Origin of the sequence: Vibrio sp. Vb2880, assembly GCF_033337975.1 — a bacterium.
Lineage (GTDB): Bacteria > Pseudomonadota > Gammaproteobacteria > Enterobacterales > Vibrionaceae > Vibrio > Vibrio alginolyticus.
In genome coordinates, this window is sequence record NZ_JAWORT010000030.1 from 1 (window position 1) to 23,962 (window position 23,962).

Annotated in this window: 18 protein-coding genes; 4 read left to right on the top strand and 14 right to left on the bottom strand. The window is 43.4% G+C overall.

Features of this window, described 5'->3' with window-relative positions:
- Positions 1-107: 107 nt before the first annotated feature.
- The 6 genes from R7M92_RS22180 to R7M92_RS22205 form a co-directional block, all read right to left on the bottom strand.
- Positions 108-1,058 carry a hypothetical protein gene (locus R7M92_RS22180; RefSeq protein WP_318134307.1) on the bottom strand — a complete coding sequence of 317 codons (951 nt, stop codon included), beginning with the start codon at positions 1,056-1,058 and terminating at the stop codon, positions 108-110.
- A 3-nt stretch (positions 1,059-1,061) separates the two neighbouring features.
- On the bottom strand, positions 1,062-2,006 hold the full coding sequence (locus R7M92_RS22185) for a hypothetical protein (protein ID WP_318134310.1): 945 nt from the start codon (positions 2,004-2,006) through the stop codon (positions 1,062-1,064).
- A gap of 3 nt (positions 2,007-2,009) precedes the next feature.
- Positions 2,010-2,954 (bottom strand): hypothetical protein, encoded by a 945-nt coding sequence (locus R7M92_RS22190; RefSeq protein ID WP_318134311.1) that lies wholly within the window; start codon positions 2,952-2,954, stop codon positions 2,010-2,012.
- Positions 2,955-2,957: 3 nt separating this feature from the next.
- Positions 2,958-3,905, bottom strand: a complete 948-nt coding sequence (locus tag R7M92_RS22195; RefSeq protein WP_064368608.1) for a hypothetical protein — start codon at positions 3,903-3,905, stop codon at positions 2,958-2,960.
- Positions 3,906-3,908: 3 nt separating this feature from the next.
- Entirely contained in the window at positions 3,909-7,415 is a 3,507-nt protein-coding gene (locus tag R7M92_RS22200; protein WP_318134314.1) for a T6SS effector BTH_I2691 family protein, read from the bottom strand.
- 262 nt (positions 7,416-7,677) lie between these two features.
- Positions 7,678-10,011: a YgiQ family radical SAM protein gene (locus R7M92_RS22205; protein WP_064368606.1), complete on the bottom strand. Its 2,334-nt coding sequence runs from the start codon at positions 10,009-10,011 to the stop codon at positions 7,678-7,680.
- A 425-nt stretch (positions 10,012-10,436) separates the two neighbouring features.
- On the opposite strand from R7M92_RS22205, the gene R7M92_RS22210 reads away from it, so the two are divergent.
- From R7M92_RS22210 to R7M92_RS22220, 3 genes are all read left to right on the top strand, one after another.
- Positions 10,437-12,893, top strand: a complete 2,457-nt coding sequence (locus R7M92_RS22210) for an EAL domain-containing protein (protein ID WP_318134316.1) — start codon at positions 10,437-10,439, stop codon at positions 12,891-12,893.
- A gap of 86 nt (positions 12,894-12,979) precedes the next feature.
- Positions 12,980-13,690, top strand: coding sequence for a hypothetical protein (locus tag R7M92_RS22215; protein WP_005376761.1), 711 nt, complete (start codon positions 12,980-12,982; stop codon positions 13,688-13,690).
- Between the two features lie 152 nt (positions 13,691-13,842).
- Positions 13,843-14,043, top strand: coding sequence for a DUF4250 domain-containing protein (locus tag R7M92_RS22220; protein WP_005376762.1), 201 nt, complete (start codon positions 13,843-13,845; stop codon positions 14,041-14,043).
- A gap of 21 nt (positions 14,044-14,064) precedes the next feature.
- Here the strand turns inward: R7M92_RS22220 and metR are convergent, their stop codons facing one another.
- Positions 14,065-14,976, bottom strand: a complete 912-nt coding sequence (metR, locus tag R7M92_RS22225) for an HTH-type transcriptional regulator MetR (protein WP_005376763.1) — start codon at positions 14,974-14,976, stop codon at positions 14,065-14,067.
- 281 nt (positions 14,977-15,257) lie between these two features.
- On the opposite strand from metR, the gene metE reads away from it, so the two are divergent.
- On the top strand, positions 15,258-17,540 hold the full coding sequence (gene metE, locus R7M92_RS22230; RefSeq protein ID WP_170890395.1) for a 5-methyltetrahydropteroyltriglutamate--homocysteine S-methyltransferase: 2,283 nt from the start codon (positions 15,258-15,260) through the stop codon (positions 17,538-17,540).
- 132 nt (positions 17,541-17,672) lie between these two features.
- On the opposite strand, the gene R7M92_RS22235 is transcribed toward metE, so the two are convergent.
- From R7M92_RS22235 to R7M92_RS22265, 7 genes are all read right to left on the bottom strand, one after another.
- On the bottom strand, positions 17,673-18,065 hold the full coding sequence (locus R7M92_RS22235; RefSeq protein ID WP_005376765.1) for a GspS/AspS pilotin family protein: 393 nt from the start codon (positions 18,063-18,065) through the stop codon (positions 17,673-17,675).
- A 3-nt stretch (positions 18,066-18,068) separates the two neighbouring features.
- The gene (locus R7M92_RS22240; RefSeq protein ID WP_005392847.1) at positions 18,069-18,365 is read right to left on the bottom strand and encodes a YciI family protein; all 297 of its coding nucleotides are present in this window, start codon (positions 18,363-18,365) and stop codon (positions 18,069-18,071) included.
- 115 nt (positions 18,366-18,480) lie between these two features.
- Positions 18,481-18,876: an acyl-CoA thioester hydrolase YciA gene (gene yciA / locus R7M92_RS22245; RefSeq protein WP_005376768.1), complete on the bottom strand. Its 396-nt coding sequence runs from the start codon at positions 18,874-18,876 to the stop codon at positions 18,481-18,483.
- 225 nt (positions 18,877-19,101) lie between these two features.
- Positions 19,102-19,665 (bottom strand): septation protein A, encoded by a 564-nt coding sequence (locus R7M92_RS22250; protein WP_033905687.1) that lies wholly within the window; start codon positions 19,663-19,665, stop codon positions 19,102-19,104.
- Positions 19,666-19,864: 199 nt separating this feature from the next.
- Positions 19,865-20,107 carry a hypothetical protein gene (locus R7M92_RS22255; RefSeq protein WP_005376770.1) on the bottom strand — a complete coding sequence of 81 codons (243 nt, stop codon included), beginning with the start codon at positions 20,105-20,107 and terminating at the stop codon, positions 19,865-19,867.
- Between the two features lie 111 nt (positions 20,108-20,218).
- Positions 20,219-22,759, bottom strand: coding sequence for a hybrid sensor histidine kinase/response regulator (locus R7M92_RS22260; RefSeq protein ID WP_318134319.1), 2,541 nt, complete (start codon positions 22,757-22,759; stop codon positions 20,219-20,221).
- Positions 22,752-23,936, bottom strand: coding sequence for an acyl-homoserine-lactone synthase (locus R7M92_RS22265; protein ID WP_005386744.1), 1,185 nt, complete (start codon positions 23,934-23,936; stop codon positions 22,752-22,754). The genes R7M92_RS22260 and R7M92_RS22265 overlap by 8 nt, the downstream gene beginning before the upstream one ends.
- Positions 23,937-23,962: the final 26 nt, after the last annotated feature.

The window sequence follows — 23,962 nt, forward strand, 5'->3', positions numbered from 1 at the left end:
TTATGCCATGTTCTGACGTTATCGCCTGCGAGTATTTCTTGCTCTTGTGCCTCTTGATAAACTGCCAACTCTTCTGGAGTGATATAAAATGGTGAATATGCCAAGGGTTACTCCAGAGCTGTAGTTAGTTTAGACTTTGATTGTTCGATTTCAGACTCGGTTTGCCACTTACCGTTGTAAAGGTATTCCCATTCAGGGATAGGTGCGTTTTGAGCTCTAAGTTCAAACGTATCATCCACGGGGAACTCTAGGCTTCTTGCTGGTTCCGAGAGCAATTCATCAGGTGAATAAGCATTGAACAAGGCTTTGATATCCTCGAATTCGGTACATTTAAGTTGATACTCTTTAGACAATTTTTCCAAAACTCTCTCTAAATCATTGGTTGAACTGAAAAATATAAAGCTCCTACCTCTATTGTGGCATCGACTAACGGTCGTTTTCGCTACATCTCTGTAATCACAATCGTCATACCTATGATAAAGAGTAATAACCTTGCGTTTTTTGTTGTAGTAAGCAAATAGCCAATTTTCACGCTCTGCAATTCTGATATTTGTGCGCTCTTCGGGTTGGCGTTTAAGCATTTTGAATGAGACCAAAATAAAAGCGCCTGCGCCTGCGAGAGCCATTGGGCCAGCGACAGTTACCATTAATATACAAATTGCAGCCCCAATCCAGCCCGTTGCTTGACTAGCGCTGTTCATCCATTTTGGAATAGTACTACGAGATTTAGTAACAAGCCCTTTTTCTGAAAAAACATATTGGTATCGCTTTAAAATCCCCCACCTCATCAGAAAATAAAAAAGCATGGAGCAAAATGACAAAACAGATGCTAAGAAAATTGTGTCATCGGATCGTTCAAAGTTTGCTAAGGCAAAAAATATCGCAATACAGACACACAAGGTTACGAGAGTAAAATAGAGGTGGATGTATCGAGAAGGCATCTCGACGTTTACAACACTCCAACGTAAAACTTTGCTACCCGAGCTGATTCTTTGCTCTTGAGCCTCTTGATAAACCGCCAATTCTTCTGGGGTGATGTAAAAAGGTGAATAAGCCAATGTCTATACCTTGGCTGCTGTTGGTTCAGGTTTTGATTGTTCGATTTCAGACTCGGTTTGCCACTTGCCGTTGTAAAGGTATTCACGCTCAGGAAGTGGGGCATTTGACGCCCTTAAATCAAATACCTCTTCGGTTTGATATTCTTTACTACAAACTGGAATACTAAAGAGCCTTGATTCTGGCTTCGATTCAAACAGCTTTTTGTGGTCATCTACCTCTGTACAATCCAGCTTGTAGACCTTTGACAGTTGCGCGACCATGGATTCTAAATCTGCTTCAGTTTTAAAGAAAACATAACAATCTGATCTATCTTGTGAGCGAAAGATAGTCTTATGAGCAGTATCTCGATATCTGCATATGTCCTGCTTAAAATAGAATTGGATCACTTTCCTTTTCTTGTTGTAGTCCGCAAACAGCCAATCTTCTCGTTCGCCTACTCTCACTTCTGTTGCTTCATCAGGCTGTCGTTTAAGCATACCAAATGAAACCAATATAAACCCACCAGTTCCGGCAAGAACCATGGGTCCAGCAACCCCAACCATCACGACACAAACTATTGCTCCAATCCAGCCCATGGCTTGAGTCGCAGAGTTGACCCAATTCGGTAAATCACGTCGCTTTTTTATAACCAATCCGCGATCGGACAAGATGTAATCATAACGATTGTCCAAACCAAATGTCAGATAAGATACACCAGACATGATTATCGTTAGACCCGATACAATGTAAGTTAAGATCATGTCGCTGTTGTCATGTAGGAAATAGGTAAGGAAAAATAATGGACTGACAGCGGCTATAGCAATCGATAGGTATAAGTATCGAAAAGGCTCTTCAATATCGCGCTTGTGCCAGGTTGTGAGATCTTTCCCCTTTAGAATTTGTTGCTCTTGTTCTTCTTGATAAGCCGAAAGCTCGTCTGGCGTGATGTAAAAAGGTAAATAAGCCAAGGGTTACTCTTTGGCTGTTGTTAGTTCAGATTTAGATTTTTCAATCTCAGATTCGGTTTGCCACTTGCCGTTGTAAAGGTATTCTTGCTCTGGGAGAGGGGCGTTCGAAGCCCTTAAATCAAATACCTCATCGGTTTGATATTCTCTATTACAAACAGGAATGTTAAACAGTCTAGCTTCTGGCTTCGATTCAAACAGCTTTTTGTGGTCATCTACCTCTGTACAATCCAGCTTATATTCCGTAGCTAACTGATTTACCATCGATTCTAAGTCCGTTTCAGTTTTGAAAAATACGTAGCAATCGGATCTACTGTGTGAACGGAAAATAGTTCTGTGAGCAGTGTCGATATATTCACACTTATCCTGCTTAAAGTAGAACTGGATCACTTTGCGCTTTTTGTTGTAGTCGGCAAACAACCAATCTTCACGCTCTCCAACTCTCACTTCTGTTGGTTCATCAGGCTGACGTTTAAGCATTTTAAAGGAGACTAATATAAAAGCTCCAGCTCCAGCTAACGCCATCGGGCCAACCATCGCTACCATCACCACACACACCACTGCACCTATCCAGCCAACGGCTTGCGTGGCGGTATTCACCCACTTAGGCATGTTGCGACGTTTCTTCATCACAAAGCCTTTGTCAGAAAAAATATAGTCATAGCGATAGTCGAGGCCAATCGTAAGGTAAAAGGCTCCAGATACAATCACCGACAAAATAAAAGAAAAAATAGTTACGTCAACCGTGTCACTCGTGTGTATAAACAAAGTTAATAGGAATGGAGCGATCACAAATGGAAGCGCAAAAAGTTTAAAGTAATAGCGAAATGGTTCCTCTACATCATACTTGTGCCATGTTCTGACATTATCGCCTGCGAGTATTTCTTGCTCTTGCGCCTCTTGATAAACTGCTAATTCTTCTGGGGTGACGTAAAATGGTGAATATGCCAAGGGTTACTCCTTGGTTGTATTCAGTTCTGCTTTGCGCTGGTCGATTTCCGCTTCGCTTAGCCATAAGTCACCACGCAAGTATTTTAGTTCGGGTAATGTGGCATTCTTATTTCTCAGGCTATCTACTTCGCTTAGTAGATATTTAGTTCCTCTTACTGGAATATCTTGAAGTTTTTCGTACATTAGGCCTGTATTGAAAAGCTGTTTAATGTTGTTTTCTTCAGAGCATTCGATGTTCCACTTGTTAACTAACAACTTCAACAAGTAATCCACTTCTGATTCAGTTTTGCAAAATATATAACTTCGACCACGAGTTTGGTTTCGACTGACTTCTTTATGCTCAATGTCAAAGAAATAGCAGTCGTCAAATTTGTGATAAATCACAATGAGTTTTCGCTGTTTGTTGTATTGAGCAAACAATGAATCTTTGCGAAGCCCCACTCGTACTTCAGTTTCTTCTTCAGGTTGGCGCTTCAGCATGCGAAATGAAACTAAAATAAATCCACCAGCACCGACTAGAGCCATTGGTCCTACTGCGATTACCATAAATACGCAGACTACTGCTCCAAACCAACCCATCACTTGCGCTGCTGAGTTCACCCAAGTAGGGAGATCACGTCTCTTTCTCAAGACCATGCCTTGCTCGGATATGGTGTAGTCATAACGATTGTCTAAACCAAATGTAAGATAAGAAACACCGGACATGATTATCGTTAAGCCTGATAATATGTAGGTCAAGAGCATCTGACTACTATCGTGCAGAAAGTAGGTAAGGAAAAATAATGGGCTGACTGCGGCTATAGCAATCGATAGGTATAAGTATCGAAAAGGCTCTTCAATATCGTGCTTGTGCCAGGTTGTGAGCTCTTTCCCTTTTAGAATTTGTTGCTCTTGTTCTTCTTGATAAGCCGAAAACTCGTCTGGCGTGATGTAAAAAGGTAAATAAGCCAAGGGTTACTCCTGTAAGCTAAGTTCACTAGTATCTGAAGTTAATGAACTTCTGATCGTTGCTTGTTTAGTATTGTCTGAAATCGCCGTATAAGTTGCACGCTGTTTTGCATTATTTTGGAACCAGTACTTACGGCTTAATTCGTTTTCATCATCGAGGATGTATTCTATCTCAAATGCTAGATAGTCAGCTGAGTCTTTCATAGGTAAACTCAATTTATACACGCTTTGAGAGTTTGTGGAGTTCATCGGGCTATTCAAGGTTTCTAGATCTACTCCGGTGTACCAAGTTCCTGATATCAATTCTCCCTTAGTTACAGAAGTATTTGTCCGAAGTTTAATTCCATCTCTTGCTATTTTGGTAGGAACTTGGATATGCAACTCAATACCAAACAGCTCCTGCATTGCTGATGGGTATTGCGTTGATGAATTGGGAACAACCCGCATCATTGGCACTTGGTAGATTGATGGTTTATCTATGATGGTTTGTAAATCAAATAGTGCCTTTTGTACTAATGAAGAGTTGTGTTTTTCTCGTTCTAACAGATCTGGAGACTGACTCCATTGTGCTCTGGCGGAATTATATCCCCACGGTAATTTATCTAACCATTTTTGAAAATCGTCTTGTTTGAACTTGCTCATTACATAGTTGCTCAAAAGGTAAATTGCAGTTAGCCCCATAATGACAAACATGATTGGCCCACCGAAAAGAACGTTTGCTGACCATACGCCAGTTATTCCTCCTACAGCTTGAAAGGTCCCTACTGCTGTAAGTCCAACTAAAGAAGAAAAGTTGAAGTATCCCGCAATTTTTGCAGTGCCATTCAAACTATCAAGTTGTTGTAACGACCGGTAAGCTTCTATCCCTGAAGCTAAAGCACCTATTATTCCTGTTACCGCAAGCCATTTGTTGAAAATTTTAAGATCACTCAAAGAAGAAATAGGTATTGTGGTATCACGTTTCGCCATTTCTTTTAGGGCAGATAAAGAACGTGCTCGTAGCGTTTTATCTACTCTTACGTTGTCCCAAAGTTTACCGGTGCGAATACCCGTCCAAGCGTTGACTGTATAAAAAAGCTTTTGTTGGATATCCAAAAATTCATCTGAGGACATTAATCCAGTGTCTTGAATACTGCTCATGGCATCACCAAGCGCGATGCAGTTAAATACTAATGCCATAAAGCCTAGACCACCGGCATTCTCGAACAGTTTATTCAAATCATCGAGCTTATTCATAGCGATCCCAGTTCTAAGCTCGACGGTTCTTTGCGGTAGATCATCGGGTAATTCAATATACTGTGGGTACTCCAATGTAGCCACAGCGAGTGCCTTCTTAATTCTCTTTTTATTTTTTAAAGCTGTTGTGTATTTAGAGTCGGCTTTGCGGTTGTTTTTCTGGAAGTCAGCAATGACCGCATCGTTTTTCTTGAGCTCACTTGGGTAATCATTTACGCGTGTTTTCCATTTTTTAAAATCGCGAGCGTAGCTTTCATTTACAGTAACTGGCATATTGTGTGCCATATGTTCTGCAATAACGGCAAATAAATAATAGCTATGACGGTTCAGAGGTTTAGCGAAAACAGGCATCAGTAAAATCGATGCTTGTGAAGTCATGCTAACGCCAAACTCTAAAACTCCTTTTGCAAGTGCACCTATTGCAGATTTAAAGATAATGTCCAGCTCTTGGAAGCCTTTGGCGATATCCTTGAGAAAGTCCGTTTCCGCAGTGTTTGGGTTGGAAACAAAATCCATGATCTTAGAGTACATGCTCACACGGTTGCTGGTAGCCGAGATCCGGTCCATCAACTGATTATCAGCATCAGAATTTTCTGAGGTGATCGACTGTTCATTCTGCGCCTCAGTAATATTCTTCTCCATCACTTTAAATAAACTACGACTAAACCCAGAGGCATAGAGAGCAAGTAAACTGGTTGGTTTCTCCCATTGGCTTTCTGCCCATTGGCGGTCTTCTTCTTGCATCACCAAAGTAAATGACTCAACCGCTTGCTTGTGCAGTTGATACAAGCTGTACTGTGTGTCTTCGCTGTATAGGTCGAAGGTTCTTTCGAGATGATGCGGCGTTAAGGACTCCATTACTGCGATAAAGTCGCGTTTGACCGAAACCACTTGGGCTAGCATGGTTTCTTTTTGTTCTGACAGCTCTTGCATCTCGCTCAGCATTTGCTTCCAGTTGAGCTGCTGACGCCAGCGTTCAGTCGCTATCCATTGTTCGTATTTACCAAAACGGCTCGCAGAAATTCGATATTTGTCCTGTATCGCTTTAGCAATGTCACTTTGGGTATGTTGGTGTGATTCAATCGCTCCAGCGGAAAATTTAGCAGGATAGCCGGACTGAACTGAGCTTTTGTTCTGCTCTGCCAAATCAAGTTGGTGAGAGGAGTCATAATAGTCAGCCATGTCGGTATAAAACGACAGCTCTTCGCCGTTACGCTTAACGCTAGCTGGCATGTCTATCTCGTCACTTGCACCAAACATACACAGTTGCATGGCGGTCTGCATCAAGTTCCACTGGTTTGAAAACTGGTCAGTGAAAAGGCGGTAAGGGCTTGCGGCACCAACAAAATGCAGTGACATATCTTGAATGTCTGCGGCGTAATCTTTTATCGCGACGAAGTAGCCTGATTCTTCTTCTGGAATCGCAGAGGTTAAATCGCTTTCGACTGCGACAGGTTTAAAGACAGAACCATCTTCATCTGCTTTGGTGGCGATGCCAGAATCCGCAAAGCGACCATCATCGACGGCAGAAGATTCAATATCAGCGACTTGGGTTAACTTATCTATTGGTGCAATGTTGTGCTGATTCTCGTTTGAGGACAGAACAATGGTTTGCATGCGATCGATATGATTACTCGGATTGTTAAGTACGCGCATGAACGTGTGCCATGTCCACCGGTGCTCAGAGAAGCAAATCGATAGTACGCTTCCGTTGACGTAAGTAAGGAAGGGCTTTGCATCTTGTGGTGTCCCACGCTGCTCTGATTTTGGGCTTTCTGATTCTCCCAACTTATAGAGCGTGAATTGCGTTCCTTTGATTTCGTATTCGTCTAAGCTTTTGTTGATTGCATCATACACATACAGCCAACCGTCGCGCAGTTGACGCAGGGTGTAACCAACGGTATTGAGTTTGGCTGGGCCTTGGCCTTTCCATTCTTCAGGCAAACCAAAAGGTTGTGTCTCTTCTGTTTCTAGCTGATCGATGGCATAGCGGACTGGGATAAAGTGCGCAGGTGATGCTTCCGTTGCTTCTTTCTCAGTTTTTAAATTGAGAGGCTCTGGTTCAGACGGCGGTGGCGGATCGATTTTTTTTGTTTCTCCCTCCCAAAACATACTGCGCTCTGGGGGTGAGCCAGCAAGATCATCGGATTCCGTGGTTGGAACGATATTCAGCGATTTCAGTGTACCATCTCTTTCAAATGCCTGAACGGCCTCCTCATAGGTATAGCTGTTGTCATACCAGAACATAGAAGTTTTTGGGGGAAGTGGATTATTCATCGTTAGCCCATGTTTAAGAGTTTTACTCTGTTACGCAAATATCGCACCAAAATAAAGCAATTAAAAATCAATGAGTTATATTTTTATGGTTTTGCTTCAATCAAATAATTGTTTGTTTTTCCAATAAGTTGGTTGGTGTTTACCATTTTTTGTATTGATTGAATCAAAGTTTGAGTTATTAGTGATGCCTCAATGAGCTGACAAAACAAAAGGGCTCCAGAGTTAACTCTGGAGCCCTTTCTAGTATTTAAGCTCTAAATAATTAGCGACGCTTTGGTTTACGTTGACCAGCTGGTTTGCCTTGTCCTTGTGGGCGACCTTGGCCTTGCGGCTTGCTACCTGCCGGGCGGTTTGCACCGTTGCCGCTAGGACGTTGGCCGTTGCTTGCAGGGCGTTGACCACCTGTAGCTTTGCCAGAACCGTTACGGTTACCAGATGGTTTACCATCTTTTGAACCGCCTTCAGAGCGTTTGTTCAAATGACCACCGAAGCCTGGTTGGTTTTTGGTATGTTTGGTTGCAAAGCGGTTTGCCCCGTGACGACCAGATTTACGACGTTGCGCAGGTGTTTGTGCTTCAATGTCTTCCGCAGGAACGAGACAGCCTTGTTTGTCACCGATCAAATGTTTTTTACCCATACTGACTAGGGCTTCACGGATCATTGGCCAGTTTGCTGGATCGTGATAACGCAACAGCGCTTTATGCAGGCGACGTTGACGTTCACCTTTTGCTACAGGTACATCTTCACGTTTTTTGTACTTCACGCGTTTCAGAGGGTTTGTCTCTGAGTAGTACATCGACGTTGCGTTACACATTGGCGAAGGGTAGAAGTTTTGTACTTGGTCACATTCGAAGTTGTTCTTTTTCAGCCACAGAGCAAGGTTCAGCATGTCTTCGTCTTCTGTGCCTGGGTGCGCAGAGATAAAATAAGGGATTAAGTACTGCTTCTTGCCTGCTTCTGCACTGTATTTCTCGAACATCTCTTTAAAGCGATCGTACGTACCCATGCCTGGCTTCATCATCAGATCAAGAGGACCTTTCTCTGTATGTTCCGGTGCAATCTTCAAGTAACCGCCTACGTGGTGAGTCACGAGCTCTTTCACGTATTCTGGTGATTCAATCGCAAGGTCGTAACGTACGCCAGATGCAACCATCACTTTCTTCACGCCTTCAACTTTACGCGCTTCACGGTATAAATCGATCGTGTGTTTGTGGTCTGTGTTTAGCTTGTTACAGATGCCCGGGAATACACAAGAAGGACGACGACAGTTCGCTTCCGCTTTTGGATCTTTACAGCCCAGGCGGTACATGTTTGCAGTCGGGCCACCAAGATCGGAAATTGTGCCGGTAAAGCCTGGAACTTTGTCGCGAATTTCTTCAATCTCGTTGATGATAGACTCTTTCGAACGGTTTTGAATGATTCGACCTTCATGCTCGGTAATCGAACAGAAAGAACAGCCACCAAAGCAACCACGCATGATGTTCACAGACGTCTTGATCATGTCGTACGCAGGAATTTTTGCTTTCCCGTACATAGGGTGAGGGACACGCGCGTAAGGCAGGCCAAACACAAAGTCCATCTCTTCGGTCGTCAATGGAATTGGAGCTTGGTTTACCCAAAGTTCACGATCACCATGGCTTTGAAGTAACGCTCGACCAGAGTACGGGTTCGTTTCTAGATGCAATACACGGCTTGCATGCGCATAAAGAATGCGATCGTTTCTTAGCTTTTCAAACGAAGGTAAACGGACCGCAGTCGTCGCAGCATCGTGGCGTGATGGGCGAATCGTGATTGGTTGTGCAACTGGCTCGTCTTTTTTAGTTTCACACTGAGTTTCTACTTCGTATGGGTTCTTTGGTACGAACGCTTCTTTACGAGGTTTTTCAATGCGAGAAGAATCAATAACCGTGTAGCCTTCTGGCGCCGCTGGCAAGTTCACGGCAGTACCACGAATATTGGTCATGGTGCTGATGTCTTCGCCGTTTGCGATGCGATGTGCTACTTCGACAAGTGCGCGCTCTGCGTTACCAAAAAGTAGGATGTCTGCTTTTGCATCAAACAGTACAGAACGGCGAACTTTATCTGACCAGTAATCGTAGTGCGCCACACGGCGTAGGCTAGCTTCGATACCACCTAAAACAATAGGTACTTCTTTGTATGCCTCACGACAACGCTGAGAGTAAACCAAAGTCGCGCGGTCTGGGCGTTTACCACCTTCGTTATTCGGTGTGTACGCGTCATCGTGACGAAGCTTTTTATCCGCGGTGTAACGGTTGATCATGGAGTCCATGTTACCCGCAGTGATCCCGAAGAACAGATTTGGCTTACCAAGTTGCATGAACGCATCTTTATTTTGCCATTCTGGTTGAGCAATTATACCGACACGGAAACCTTGTGCTTCTAGCAGGCGGCCAATGATAGCCATACCAAAGCTTGGGTGATCCACATAAGCGTCACCGGTTACAATGATAATGTCACAGCTATCCCATCCTAGGGCATCCATTTCTTTGCGACTGGTCGGCAAGAAAGGTGCCGTACCAAAACACTCTGCCCAGTATTTTTTGTACTCATGAATAGGAGTGATGTTATTGGTCATATTTTGCTCTCTGTTCCAGGGAGCGCGAATTATAGCGATTTGATTATCAGGTATCTATAACAAACTCATCTATTCCAGCTTAGTTCATCGAGTTTTATTTGGTTTGTAAAAATATCAATGCTCTATCGGCGATTTTCTGTCTAATTTCACCTTGAAAGCCTCATGGTTATAGATCGGTTCATGAAAAATGTCGCAATCTTAATACAAAGTATAAGCAATGGTGTGCTTATATGGGGTAAAGCCTATAATCAAATTAGTGCATATTAAATGCAAAAGGCTGAGCTGCTCTGGAAATAGTTCTAAGTCGATAGGCTTATCGTTGACACAATCCATCTATAAAGAGGATCGGCAGGTCCCAACTGGAATGTCGCGAATTGACTGTGAATTTTGAGCCTTGGGCTAATTACAAAAAAAGGGGCTAGGGTATGAGTGAATCTACGACAACAGTGCATCCAAAAATGCAAACGACTTCCAGTCTAACTCCTGTTATAGAGTGGTCTTACGATATTGATACTCGCGAGTTCGAATGTGATCAGCAAGGAATGGCAAAGGCATTTGGGATAAGTACGCCAGTAACCAGCCTAAATAACTTGTTTGATCATATGCTGATGGGGCAACAAGAAACGCTAAAACAACGAATTCTAGAAGTGGAACTCTTTGGCGGACGGGGGCGGTTTTCTTGTTGCATGATGCTAAAAAACGTTAACTTAGTGCACGTTACTATTAGTTTTGAAAGGCTCAATAAGCGCATTATCCAAGGCACTATCATTCCACAATTAACAATCACTGGTTGCGAGGAGTTAGCGAAAATCCTCGAAACGATTTTTGATTTGCCAAATGTAGGCGTTTTAGTTGCCGATGAAGATACGCGCATCTTAGGTTGTAACCGTGCCTTTGAGTTACAAATGGGCTATCAAAACCGAGATCTGGTTGGGCTTAAAACTCATATATTCAGTACCTCTCACCATAGCCAAGCGTTTTATGATCAGCTGTGGCAGCAAATTAATGATGAAGGATGTTGGTGTGGTAACTTGCTGAGCAAAACAGCAAACGGTAGCAACCAAGCTCATCATCTTTGTATTTACCGACTTACGTTTCACTCTGGACGAATTCTTTATCTCGGATTTTCTACGGATATTTCTGCTTCGTTGTTGTGGATGAAAAATCGTTGTGAACAACAGCATGATTGGGCTGCCTTTTTACCGACGAGGAAAGAATTTGAACTCCAATTAGCTACCTTAGCGAATGAAAGCAGAAATAAAGAACTCAACATTGTTATGACACTAAGACCCAAGTTTTCGGAGAGATACTTGCTTGAACAGCAATTAGGTTTTGCAGATTTTATTATGCGAAGTCGCTACACCAGTATTGCGGGGCAGTTATCTCGGGATGTGTTTGTCGTATGCTTGCAGACCCCTCATTGTCAATGGTTGAGCCCGGTTCGTTTGATCCAAATTGCCATGAAAGGGTTCTTTAATGAGCTTAGAAATGAAATGGGCACAAAAATGCATGCCACTATCGTTAAAGGCCAAACTGGTGTGTCAATCCTTGGCTATGATACGAACCGACCAAGACAAGCGCTAGCACATGCAGCGCAAGCAATGTTGTCCTCTATTTCCGGTGAAGGTAGCTATTTCAACTTTTACGACAGTGAACTTCACTCTGAATTAGTGAAGCGCCAACATCTCGAGGCGTTTTTGGAGGCGCAAATAGAGAGTGGGCTAGTGGACGTTTACTTTCAACCGATTATCGACGTTCAAACCGGAAGCGTGGTTAAGTTCGAGGCTCTCGCACGCTTCTATGATGAAAATGATGCGTATTGCACGCAAAAGATGATCGCTATTATTGAAGATCTAGAACTCATAGCGGCACTTGATGATGTGGTCTGCCAAGCTGCGTTGAAGCACTTTCCGCGCTTACAAGAAATTTATGGCGAGGAAGTGGGCGTGACCATCAATCGCTCCCTCAATACGAAATTGGATTCTCTTCAGATCCTTCAGCGGTCGCATGATTTGATTAAAGCCAGTGGTGTAGACCCTAAGCGAGTAACTATCGAGCTAACAGAAACCGCGTATTTTGAACAAGATGAGGAGCATACTCGAGCTCTAGAGGAAGTGCGGAAAGAGGGCATTGAGATCGCGATTGATGACTTCGGTACTGGGTATTCTTCTTTTTCTTATCTAGAAAAAGGGCAGTTTGATTTACTGAAAATAGACCGAAAATTCATCAAGAACATTCATAAAGGGAGCACCAGCTATAACATTGTGAAAATGGTCACCGAGCTTGCACAGCAAATGAATGTAAAAGTGGTTGCTGAAGGCGTGGAATCTAAGCAAGAACTTCAAGTATTGGCAGAAATCGGTGTCGATCACATGCAGGGCTTTCTATTTTCTGCTGCCGTGCCTGTCGATTTGATGGATAAAGCGGACAGTTATGAGCATCTGTTCTCTGACATCGCGATTGAGTCTAAGCAAAGTGATGTGCTGCAATCTTTGAGCCATGAACAAGTCAGGTCTATGGACCCTGGAGAACCGCTCTCCTTGGCAGTGGAGTACATGAATTTGAATCCAAGCTTGCCTTTAGTTGTTCTCAATGAAAATCGTTGTGTTGGGTTAATTACGAAAGAGACGGTGAATTTACACCTAACGCCCTCGATGGGCACAGAGCGAGAAACTGAACGAGAAAGCAGAATTTGGAAACGTCCTGTTAATCAGATAATGAGCACCGAATTTGTGTTGGTTGATGAGGATTTACCTGTCTCTGTTATTCGAGAGTTGGTTAAAACCGGCATTCGTTTCCCTTGGGTATTGTGTAATACCAAAGAAGAGTACCGTGGAGTTTTAACGCAGGAAGACGCGTTGAAGTATCTTGCTTCTCTGTGAATAAAATTGTCTTACCGTTTTAGCTCATTTGGGGGCCGACTTTCGGTGGTTTGGCGATAGTTGATTTGATATTATCGCCCCCCAAAATGACTTTTGAGCGTGCATTCAACATGATTCAACAATTGCTGGTTACTTTCCCTCCGATGCTATTTGGCGCACAAGCGCTACTGACTTTGCTTCTAATCAAGGGCGATATTTGTCCTGGTCAGCGAGGACGTCTTCATAAAATGTTGCCTGCAGTAGCTGTATTGTGGCTCGCTGTTGCGTCACTTCGCATTGAAGCATTTATGATCGTGTTTGCTATTTTCTACTTCTATTCTCAGGTTCAAACCAAGAAAACGCGTGAAAAAGGGCCACTATGGGCGATGCATTTAGCGAATGGTTTGGCCTTTGCGTATGTGAGTATTCAAGTATTTGAGCAATCAAGCTGGCCAGCATCGATAGCGATGGCGCTAATGATATTTTTCCTTGGGGCGTCATTTTCTCAATTGCTGCTTACGATAGCTCGCAGCAGATTACAGGCATTTCACCGTATTTTACCAGTTACGGGCATTGTGTCTGGAATGCTATTAGTCATCGCAACGTTGTTTGCTTCTTACCAGTTAAATGAAGCCACACTAAACGCTGCGACACAGCCGATCTTGCTGTCTTTAGCTATGCTAATTTCTTCAATTATTGTGTGGTGTTGGCATATTTTTACGCATAAGAAACCAGAAAAGGTGCAACTGAGCGTTGCCTTGTTTCTAGCACTCGCGTCGATGACGAGCCTGCAAGGTTTATTCTCTCTCGCGGCTTAACCTCTATTCTAAAGACAAAGCTAGACAGCTTATATCCAAGTGCTTTCTTGGTGCTTGGGTATAAGGTGATCACGTTTTAGATCGCACTCACTTTAAATTCGCGTGATTACTACTACGCTTGTTTATATACCTTGTCGAAGAGGAGAGTCGCGATGGATTTAAGCAATGTAGGTAATCTGGACAGCACTATTTTGCTAGGTATCGTCAACGAAAAGCTACGTTTAGAGTGCGACAGTTTTGACGAGTTAGTATCAGTGTATGAGATGGATGTAGAGTCTGTAGTCGGCAAGCTTGATATGCTCGGTTATCAGTACGATCCATTGACTAACCAATTTAAAGCATATCAACGCTAAGCCTTTCATAACCCAAATCTTTTAAGCCACCTTGATTCCGTCAAGGTGGCTTTTACATTGTAGCCTCGCGGTTGCGAAAAAAGCTTGTAAGTAACGCTTTTCTTTCTCTGAGTGACGCGTTGCAGCAAACAAGCGACGCCATAAGCCTTGGCCGAAAGGTTTACTGGTAATAAGACCTTGGCGAGAAAATTCAGAAATCGCCCAATTGGGTAGTGCCGCCACCCCTAATCCAGCAGAGACCATCTGAACTAACATGAGAGTGTTGTCGGCTTGCTTCCATTTCGCAGGTTCTATTCCTGCTGGCTGAAGAAAGTGCTTTACGACGTCTAGCCTTTGTTTTTGAACCGGATAAGAGAGCATGGTTTGATCTGCGAGATCTTGCGGATCAATAATTTCTTTTTCCGCCAATGGGTGGTTGGTTGCGGTAATTAAACGCATTTCAAAGTCGAATAGAGGCTCGTAGTGGACTTCAGATCGAGGTTGGATATCGGAAGTAATAACGAGATCGAGTTCGCCTGCCAATAGAGCTGGGAGTGGTTCAAAGCCAAAACCAGAGGAAAAGTCCAATGTTACGCTAGGCCAAGCAAGTTGGTACTCCCTAAGTGCAGGCATTAGCCATTGGAAGCAAGAGTGACATTCAATGGCCATATGTAATCGGCCATTGACGTCCTCTTTCAAGCTCGCTAAATCATTTTCTGCTCTTGCGAGTTTCGGAAGGATATCTTCTGCAAGACGCAATAGGATTTCTCCCTCTGAAGTGAACTTCACCGGACGAGTCTTTCTCAGGAACAGTTGCCCTCCAATTCGCGCCTCCAAATCTTTGATCTGATGAGACAGTGCCGACTGAGTGAGATGTAAAGCGGTCGCTGTTGCCGTTAGAGAGCCAGTGTCTCGAAGCGAAGTGAGTGTCCGCAAATGTTTTAGCTCTATCATGAATTCCTTTCATCCTTTGTTGCTCGCTATGAACAGAATAGCAATCGTGTAAATAACTTAACGACAAAAAATGGATATGTAAACGTCTAGACGTCTATTTGTTGTTTTTATTTGCGAATCATGTCGCTTCATGATGAATTTTTTTAATAAACAAGTTGAATAAATGGACGTTGTTCTAATATCAGATGAGAGCGATAGTTTAGCCATCCAGACATCTTATTCTTTACCGAAAGATGCTCTGATCCAAACAAATTGAACAAAATTGAGAAAGGAATAGGGACATGGCGACAACGACTCACATATTAGGTTATCCACGCATCGGTGAAAAACGAGAATTAAAATTCGCTCAGGAAAAATACTGGCGCGGAGAAATTGATCAAGCAGAGCTTAAAAAGGTTGGAGCAGATCTGCGCGCTAAAAACTGGCAAACGCAAACAGATGCTGGCTTGAGTTTTGCCACCGCTGGCGACTTCGCTTGGTACGATCATGTACTGACGACCACGTTGCTATTGGGTCATGTGCCAAAGCGTCACGCTGATGGTTTCCCTAACCTGGATACGTTGTTCAAAGTGGGTCGCGGTCAATCTCAGGCGGGTTGCAGCTGTGCGGGCGCTGCGGCATCGGATATGACCAAATGGTTCAACACAAACTACCATTACATTGTCCCTGAATTCAGCAAGGACGATACGTTTGAAGTGAGCTGGCCGCAACTGTTTGAAGAAGTCAACGAAGCGCTTCAAGCTGGCCACCAAGTGAAGCCTGTTTTGCTTGGTCCAGTCAGTTACCTTTACTTGGGCAAAGAGGTCGAAGAAGGGTTTGACCGCTTAACCCTGCTACCACGCTTACTTACTGCTTACCAAGCTATTTTGGCAAAGCTAGCAAGTCAAGGTGTTGAGTGGGTTCAGATTGATGAGCCAATTTTGTCACTGGAGCTAGAAAGCAAATGGGCTGATTCGTTTAAGCTAGCCTACCAAGTGATTCGAAGCGATGTAAAAGTGCTGCTAACGACGTACTTTGACTCCGTAAGCGATACGCTAGGCAAAATTGTAGAGCTTCCGGTAGATGGTTTGCATATCGATTTATCTACCGTCCCTAAGCAGCTTGACGATGTGGTTGCCAAGTTACCGGAGGGGTGGGTGCTTTCTGCTGGCGTTGTGAATGGTCGTAACGTGTGGCGTTCGGATTTAAGTGCCCAACTCGAGCGTCTACAGCCAGTCAAAGAGAAACTGGGCGACAAACTTTGGGTTGCCAGTTCATGTTCTCTGCTACATAGCCCTGTTGACTTAGCACTGGAAACAGAACTGAGCGAAGAAGTAAAAAGTTGGTTTGCCTTTGCAAAACAAAAAGTGGCAGAAGTCGCCTTGCTTGGCCGAGCGCTCGATGGTGACCAAAATGCGATTCGCGCTTGTGATACCTATAGCCAGCCAATCAAAGCGCGCAAGACAGCAACACATGTGAATAAGCCTCAAGTACAAGCGCGTATAAACAACATTACCTCGTCAATTGCCGAGCGCAGCGCACCTTATGCAGAGCGTGCCGCGCATCAAGCTGAAGTATTGGGCTTGCCTTTGTTGCCAACAACGACAATCGGCTCTTTTCCTCAAACGGGTGAAATCCGGGTGCAGCGCAGCGCTTATCGTACAGGTCAATTATCTGAGTCTGAATATATCCAAGCACTTAAAGGACATATTGCTGACGCAGTAAAACGTCAAGAGGCGCTCGACCTAGACGTGCTTGTTCACGGCGAAGCAGAGCGTAACGACATGGTGGAATACTTCGCTGAGAACTTGGCGGGTTTTCAAACGACCAAATTTGGTTGGGTACAGAGTTATGGTTCTCGCTGTGTGAAACCTGCCATTGTAGTTGCTGACATTGAACGTGAAAAACCGATCACAGTTGAATGGTCGACGTACGCACAATCGCTAACCAGCAAACAGATGAAAGGCATGTTGACTGGACCAGTAACGATTTTATGTTGGACGTTCCCACGTGAAGACATCACACGTCAAGAAATTGCGCAGCAACTTGCTTTAGCACTGCGTGATGAGGTGTCTGACCTGCAAGATGCGGGCATCAATATCATTCAAATTGATGAGCCAGCCATTCGAGAAGGTTTACCACTCAAAAAACGCGATCACAAAGCGTACTTAGAATGGGCCGTAAATGCGTTTAAGGTCTCTGCGGCAAGTGCAAAACCAGAAACTCAGATTCACACTCATATGTGTTACAGCGAGTTCAATGAAATCATTGATTCGGTTGCGGCACTCGATGCGGACGTCATTACCATTGAAACATCTCGCTCGAATATGGAGTTGCTGAAAGCATTTGAAGAATTCAATTACCCGAACGAAATTGGCCCTGGTGTTTATGACATTCACTCACCAAACATTCCTACGGAAGAATGGATTGAAGGTTTAATCAAGAAAGCGGCAGAAAAAATTCCGGCTCAACGTTTGTGGGTAAACCCAGATTGTGGTCTGAAAACACGAAACTGGAAGGAGACAGAAGCCGCATTGGCAAATCTGGTTTCAGCGGCGAAGAAGCTCCGTGCTGAGCTGGCGTAACACATCGTTACAGCAAATAAAAACGGAGACTATGGTCTCCGTTTTTCTATTCTTAATTGTTAACTTTCGTTTTCAGATTATTCAATAATAGCGAATCATCGTCTCATGCCGAAAGCAACAAAATTACTGTAGCTACTTCACCTGAGTACAAGTCTGTGCGGAAACCAACTCATCTGCCATCAACTGACCGCGAGAATTACGTACCTTAATACGATACATCAAGCCCATATCAATTTGCTTGCGAACTTCTGGGTTGCTGCAGTAGGTGTAGATACTGGTATTCAGTACTTGATTTAACGGCTTTGCACCGAGGGCGCCATCGTTATAAATCATCATCATCTCTACAACATTTTTGTTGGATGAGACACGCATTATTTGCAGTGGACCGTACTCTAAAGGGAGACCCGCTGACAAGACTCCTGCTCGGTTTGATGCCATAAGCTCAAGTTGGCGCTGCTTATCATCGGTTGATGAGCAGCCAGCCAGAGCACCAAATACCAAGAAAAGACACAGTAATTTTTTCATAAATTAAAACACTTTTTTGAACGGTTTCACGATTACATTATCGTAAACACCAGCCGCTACGTAAGGATCGGCTTCTGCCCACGCTTTAGCATCCTCTAGAGAGGCGAATTCAGCGATGACAGTTGAGCCCGTAAATCCAGCTTCACCAGGATTGTCAGAATCTATCGCAGGCATCGGACCAGCTGTAAGAAGGCGACCTTCGTCTTGTAGCTTTTGTAAGCGCTCCAAGTGTTGTGGGCGAACGCTCATGCGTTTTTCCAACGAGTTCTCAACGTCCTGTGAAAAGATGACATACCACATAGCATAGTTCCTTAATTGGTAGGGTAAAGTGTTAATTTAACGCCTTTTTTGTGTCTCTCACAAGTGAACAACAGAAAATGTGAGATCCTTTCTAACTGTTAGCGTTGTAGGTTGACTAATTCTGAACCGGACGCGGTTTACCTTCACTGTCAATGGCTACGTAGTTGAAGGTCGCATCACAAACCATGAAGCGTTCGCCAACACCGTGAGCTTTGACGGGTTTGACCCATACTTCCAAATCGACACTCATGGATGTGCGGCCGATCTTGGTGCATTCGCCGTAGCAGCATACGACATCGCCCACACCAACAGGTTTTTTGAACGTAATGCTTGATACCGAAACGGTGACAACGCGACCACAAGAGATCTCTTTTGCCAGAATCGCGCCTGCTAAGTCGAGCTGTGACATTATCCAACCGCCAAAAATATCGCCATTGGCGTTTGTATCTGCAGGCATTGCAAGGGTACGAAGCAGCATTTGACCTTTCGGAGAGCTAATTTCTTGACTCATTGTGACATCCTAAATCTTAAAGGCGCTCAAACTAAGCGCCAACATAGTAAATACCTAGAACCAAAGGTCCTTAAAAAACCGCAGATACCGGACCAGAGAAAGTTGGTTTACAGCAGCAAGAATGATCTGAAAACGGTACGTTGTTTGAGCGGTTTACTGATACATGGAGCAAAACAGCGACCCGAAGGCCGCTGTGAAGTCGCAGATTATAGCAAAACTGAGTTTTTAATCATCAGTGGACACATCGGATGAGTTATTTTTTTGTTCTTTTGGCATGTGTTTATAAATGTAAAAGCCAGTCGCAATCATGTAGGCAAATGTCGCGATCAACATTCCAAATACTTTGAAGTTAACCCAAACATCCAACGGCAATTCGTAAGCAATATAAATGTTTAGGCCAGCGAAGAATGAGAAGAAGCCAACCCAAGCCCAGTTAATCTTTGCCCAAACAGCGTCAGGTAACGTAATTTCCTTGCCTAGCATACCTTTGATGGCTGATTTTCCCAATGCGTGGCTCACTGCTAAGCCAATCGCCAGAATCGCGTAAATGATGGTGACTTTCCACTTTATAAAATTGTCGTCGTGGAAGAAAAGGGTCATGCCACCGAAGATAGTAACGATAACAAATGTTATTAGTTGCATCTTTTCGACTTTCTTATACAGCGCGTAGGTGACGACAAGCTGAATGGCTGTTGCTACGATCAGTGCACCTGTCGCCACGTAGATGTCGTACAGCTTGTATAAAGCGAAGAAAATGATGAGTGGTATAAAGTCTAGGATCTGCTTCATGATGGCAAAATCTACCTAATTATTGAATTGAAGACAGTCTAACGGAATCTGACAAGATGTGAATACTGAGGAAGTTAAGGTAAGAATAGTAACGCTTAGTATATCGTATAGACTGTAAGATTCTTCCATGTCGAAACAGCATATGGAAGGAATAAAAATTGCCGCGATGAGGCGGCAATAAAGTTGAGAATTTTAAACCTTAAGCCACACGTTGATATTGGGAAATAAGCGTTTTTACATCTTCCAAATAGCCTTCCCGCAGTAAGTTATCGACCGTTGCTTCTAGCTCTTCGAGAGACATCGTGAAGCAAGTGGATTTACCAGTCATCAGGCTCAGATATTGATGATACTCTTCTTCTGTATAGTGGCCTAAGCGATCAAGTAACAGTGTTTTGATTCCATGATGAATCAGGCCGTAGTATGTATGTCGATGAAGTAACATGGCGATCTCCTTATCAAGCTCATACGCTACTCTTTTGCAGCCTGCTTGACCTTCTGGATAATTCGATTTACTCCAATAATGCACATCTAGTGCCAATTCTATATTTGCAAATTAAAAAGTGTTGGAAGGTGCAAAATTCTCGTTCTGTAACCATCTTTGGATGACGACTTGAAGTGCATTTAACGTGGTGGGCTTTTCGAGTCTGTCATCCATGAGTTTCGAAATTAGCTCCAACTCTCTAGCTCCAGACTCACCAGATAAGGCAATGATTGGAACGGAAGATGTGATTTGCTTAATCCGTTGGCTGGCGTCAAATCCATTCATTACCGGCATTTGGACATCCATAAGAACGAGATCAATCTTGTGAGAGTGGAAGAGTTCTACCGCAGAGGCTCCATTATTTGCTTGTAAGCTGTTGACTCCCAATCTTTTTAAATACATCTGTACCAAGGTGCGTTGCACCTCTTTGTCATCTACAATGAGCACTGTTGGTGCATCTTTACATACTTGTACGTGTTGAGCTGAATGATTTTCAGAATGTGATGCAGTTGCTTTCCAGCTATCAAAGTCCGGTGCTCTTAATGTCTCTGGTTTTGGTGCGTTTGGTACGACTGGGAAATACAAGTAGAATTCTGTGAACTCGTTCAATTCAGACTGGCACTCTATTCGTCCTCCGAAGGAGCGCATAACACGTTGGCAATAGCCCAAACCTAAGCCACTGCCTCCGCTTTTTTGATACGAGAAAAAGTCATCAAATATCTTGTGTAAGATACTGCTATCTATACCTGGCCCACTATCTCGGAAGATCAGAATGTTTTCGTAAGCCCCCGTCTGGGTACGAATCTCAATTTGACTGTCGGGATAAGAATCAAAATAGTAGATAGCGTTACGAATCAAATTGAAAATGACAAAGTTAAACAGGGTCTCATTTAACTTCGCGACAAAATCGTGTGCCTGTGGCAGGTTAATTCTCTCTATTATTTGATCGTTTTCAAAACCATAACGGCTTACTGCTTGGTCGATGGCTTTATGTATGGAAGTGAGAGCTAAAGGCTCATGCTCTGGTGAGCTGTCACTAACTTCTCGTAAAATAATATCGATAAGTTGTCGACCGCGTTGTATAGCGGCTTCACCTTTATCAATTTCTCTTTTTAGCGTATCCAGTGAAGCGTTTGACTCTATATGCTGTTTTAAAGCTTCAAATTGTAATTGTACTTGAGCGAGAGGGTTACGCATTTCATGTGCAATGGAGTTAGCCAGCGCACGGCTTTGGCGTACCTTTCTATCGGCTTCAATGGTGCTCTGGATGCGAACTAATAACGTTTGCAGAGCTGAGATTTCTTCATTAGAAAACAGCTTATTATCTATTTTATGTGAAGAAATTAGTAAGTGAGTAACAGACTTTCCACGACCGAAGAGAGGCATAACGAGCGCAGTATTGCTTGAGCGCATGCGCTCGTAGAGCTTTCTCATCGACCCTTTAGAAGAGGAGGCATAATCAATTTCTTCAGACAACTCATCTAGCACGAGAACTGACTTGCTTGACGGCAGGTACTCTTCGTAAAACGTTTCTGTGTAATTGCTAGTGACTAGCTGCAGCTTGTTGTTTGGTATGTTAAGTAACGATGCCAACTGATGCATAGCATCATCTATTGAGCGTTTAAACTCTTCCTCTAACCCAAGGATTTGCTGAACGGGAGTGTGTCGTTTCCCATAAATAAAATACGAAGCGTAACGACTGACTCGCTTAAAAAGCAAGTGCCAAGTGATACCGATAAGCGCACATAAAGGTACCGCAACAAGCCATTGGTTATCTTCAGAGATAGGAATAAATATCGCCCCTAGCGGCAGAACAAAAATGGCGCAGACTAAGAGCGCGCTTACCGTTAAGTACGTGAGATATTTAGCGCTGTAGAAGCGAGAGGTAAGTAGGGCATAGCCCACAAACAACATTTCGCTGATTGAAAGTGCTGGTGGTAACCAAGTTAGGGAGAAGTCGCCAAGGAAATACGTCATTCCAAGGTGTATCACTGCCGTAGATAACATGAATACCAAAATGCCAGCTATCATATAGTTGCTTTTTGCTAGCGTGAGCTTGCTGCTGTTCGCGCGCATGGCAATCAAGTTAAGCAGCGTTAGTACCACGAAAGCTAGCAAACTAATGAAAAAATATGAGGTATGTGAGCCAAATTCAATGACGAACTGGCTTGGACCACTAATGGTGACATTTTCGACAGTAAGATTCGGCACTAAGTTGATGTACAGTGAATACGTTGCTAGTGCGACAAAGACGACTTTTTGCCAGACTTTGACCGCTGTTTTTTTAACATCTGCGGTTAACTGGCAAGAAAAATAGAATGCAAACGCAAAGGCGAAAAAAGACGCTAAGTTCGCTAACTTAGCCATAAAGATGCCACCAACAGAGCCTAATTCTGGCAATAAATCAGTATGGAAATAGGCGTTGCTGCTTATCCAAACAATGATACAGCTGGAATAAGCGATGTAAGGCGCGTGATGCGAGCCTAAGATTGATTCACTCTTCTGTTTTAGGCGATAGCAGTAATACAGTAGCCAAGCGAATACTATTAGTACAGTCGCGTACAATGCCATTGCTTTTGGGTAAAAGAGACCGTGCAAATGAACATCAAGCATGCTCATTCACCTTTTTATCCATTCTTTTTGTTCGTACGCAATGTTTGTAGTCGCGAAATTGTATGTCTTGAAATGCTTCAACCATCATACCTAAATTCCAGAAACCGCGGTATGTCTTGGTACCGTCACCGTTAATGTCGCGGTATCCTGAGTGAAAGTAGGCACTTAAATCAATAGATTGATAGAAATTTAACATAAATACTTGCTCAATAATGGTAAAGCCGAGCTTATAGCCTGTTTTATAAAGCTCACTCATCATTGTTTTTTGCGCCAGATACAAAAAATACAGCTTTTGTTGGATGTTGCCTCCCACCGTAAGGCGCAGCACTTCGCAAACCGCTTCAGTGTTCTTTACACGAGATTGAAACTGAGCATCAAACTCAATAAGAGTGTGCTCATGAGTTAGAGCACGACACTCCAAAATACCCAGTTGATTGAGAACACTGTACCCATGATTAGGAAAGCAAAACTGCCATTGTTCGTTACTAAACTGTGGTGAGTAACTAAGCCAGTTATTTCGTTGATGCCAGCTTTGCACTAAAGCGGAGGAGACCATGATTGGTGAAGATGACGATTTGAGCAAGAGGGCAAAGTGCTGCCCTTTTTGCGAGAGTGATAAAAGAGGCAAGATTTCAAACCATTGTTCAGTTTGGACGAAAAGCTCAAGATTACTCAGTGTGATCGCTTCGGAAATCGGCATTAACGCTGCATGATTTGGCAGCATTACCTCAAGATCGCAATCTGCGATATCTTCAATTAACACGCTAGTATAGCTGTGGTCGTCAAACGGAAGCGGAGTAGGAATCGCAGCTTCGTTTGAAGGATATTTTTGCTTGATTGCTTCGATCTCGCATTGACACCAGAAAACCATCCAATGCGGGTAACAATCTGCGGCAAGTTGTTCAAGTAAACGAATCTCTTTGGAGAAACCTGTCGGATACTGTTGCACTAAATCTCGATAATCCATTAACTCAAATAGTGCAGAAAGACTTTTTGATGCGTGTTTAGGAAAGAGAGATTTAAGCAGTTTTATTCGATACAGAGCAACCTGTTGAAAAAGAGCATCTCGTTTTTGTTTCGTTAGGGTAAGAATAACTGAGTCAACCAGGGCCTGCTGCTTTGATTCGATCGGCAAATTTATTTTGGTGAGATATTCCAAAGATTGCTCAAGACTCATGATAGAACCTAGCTCTAACGTTTTGT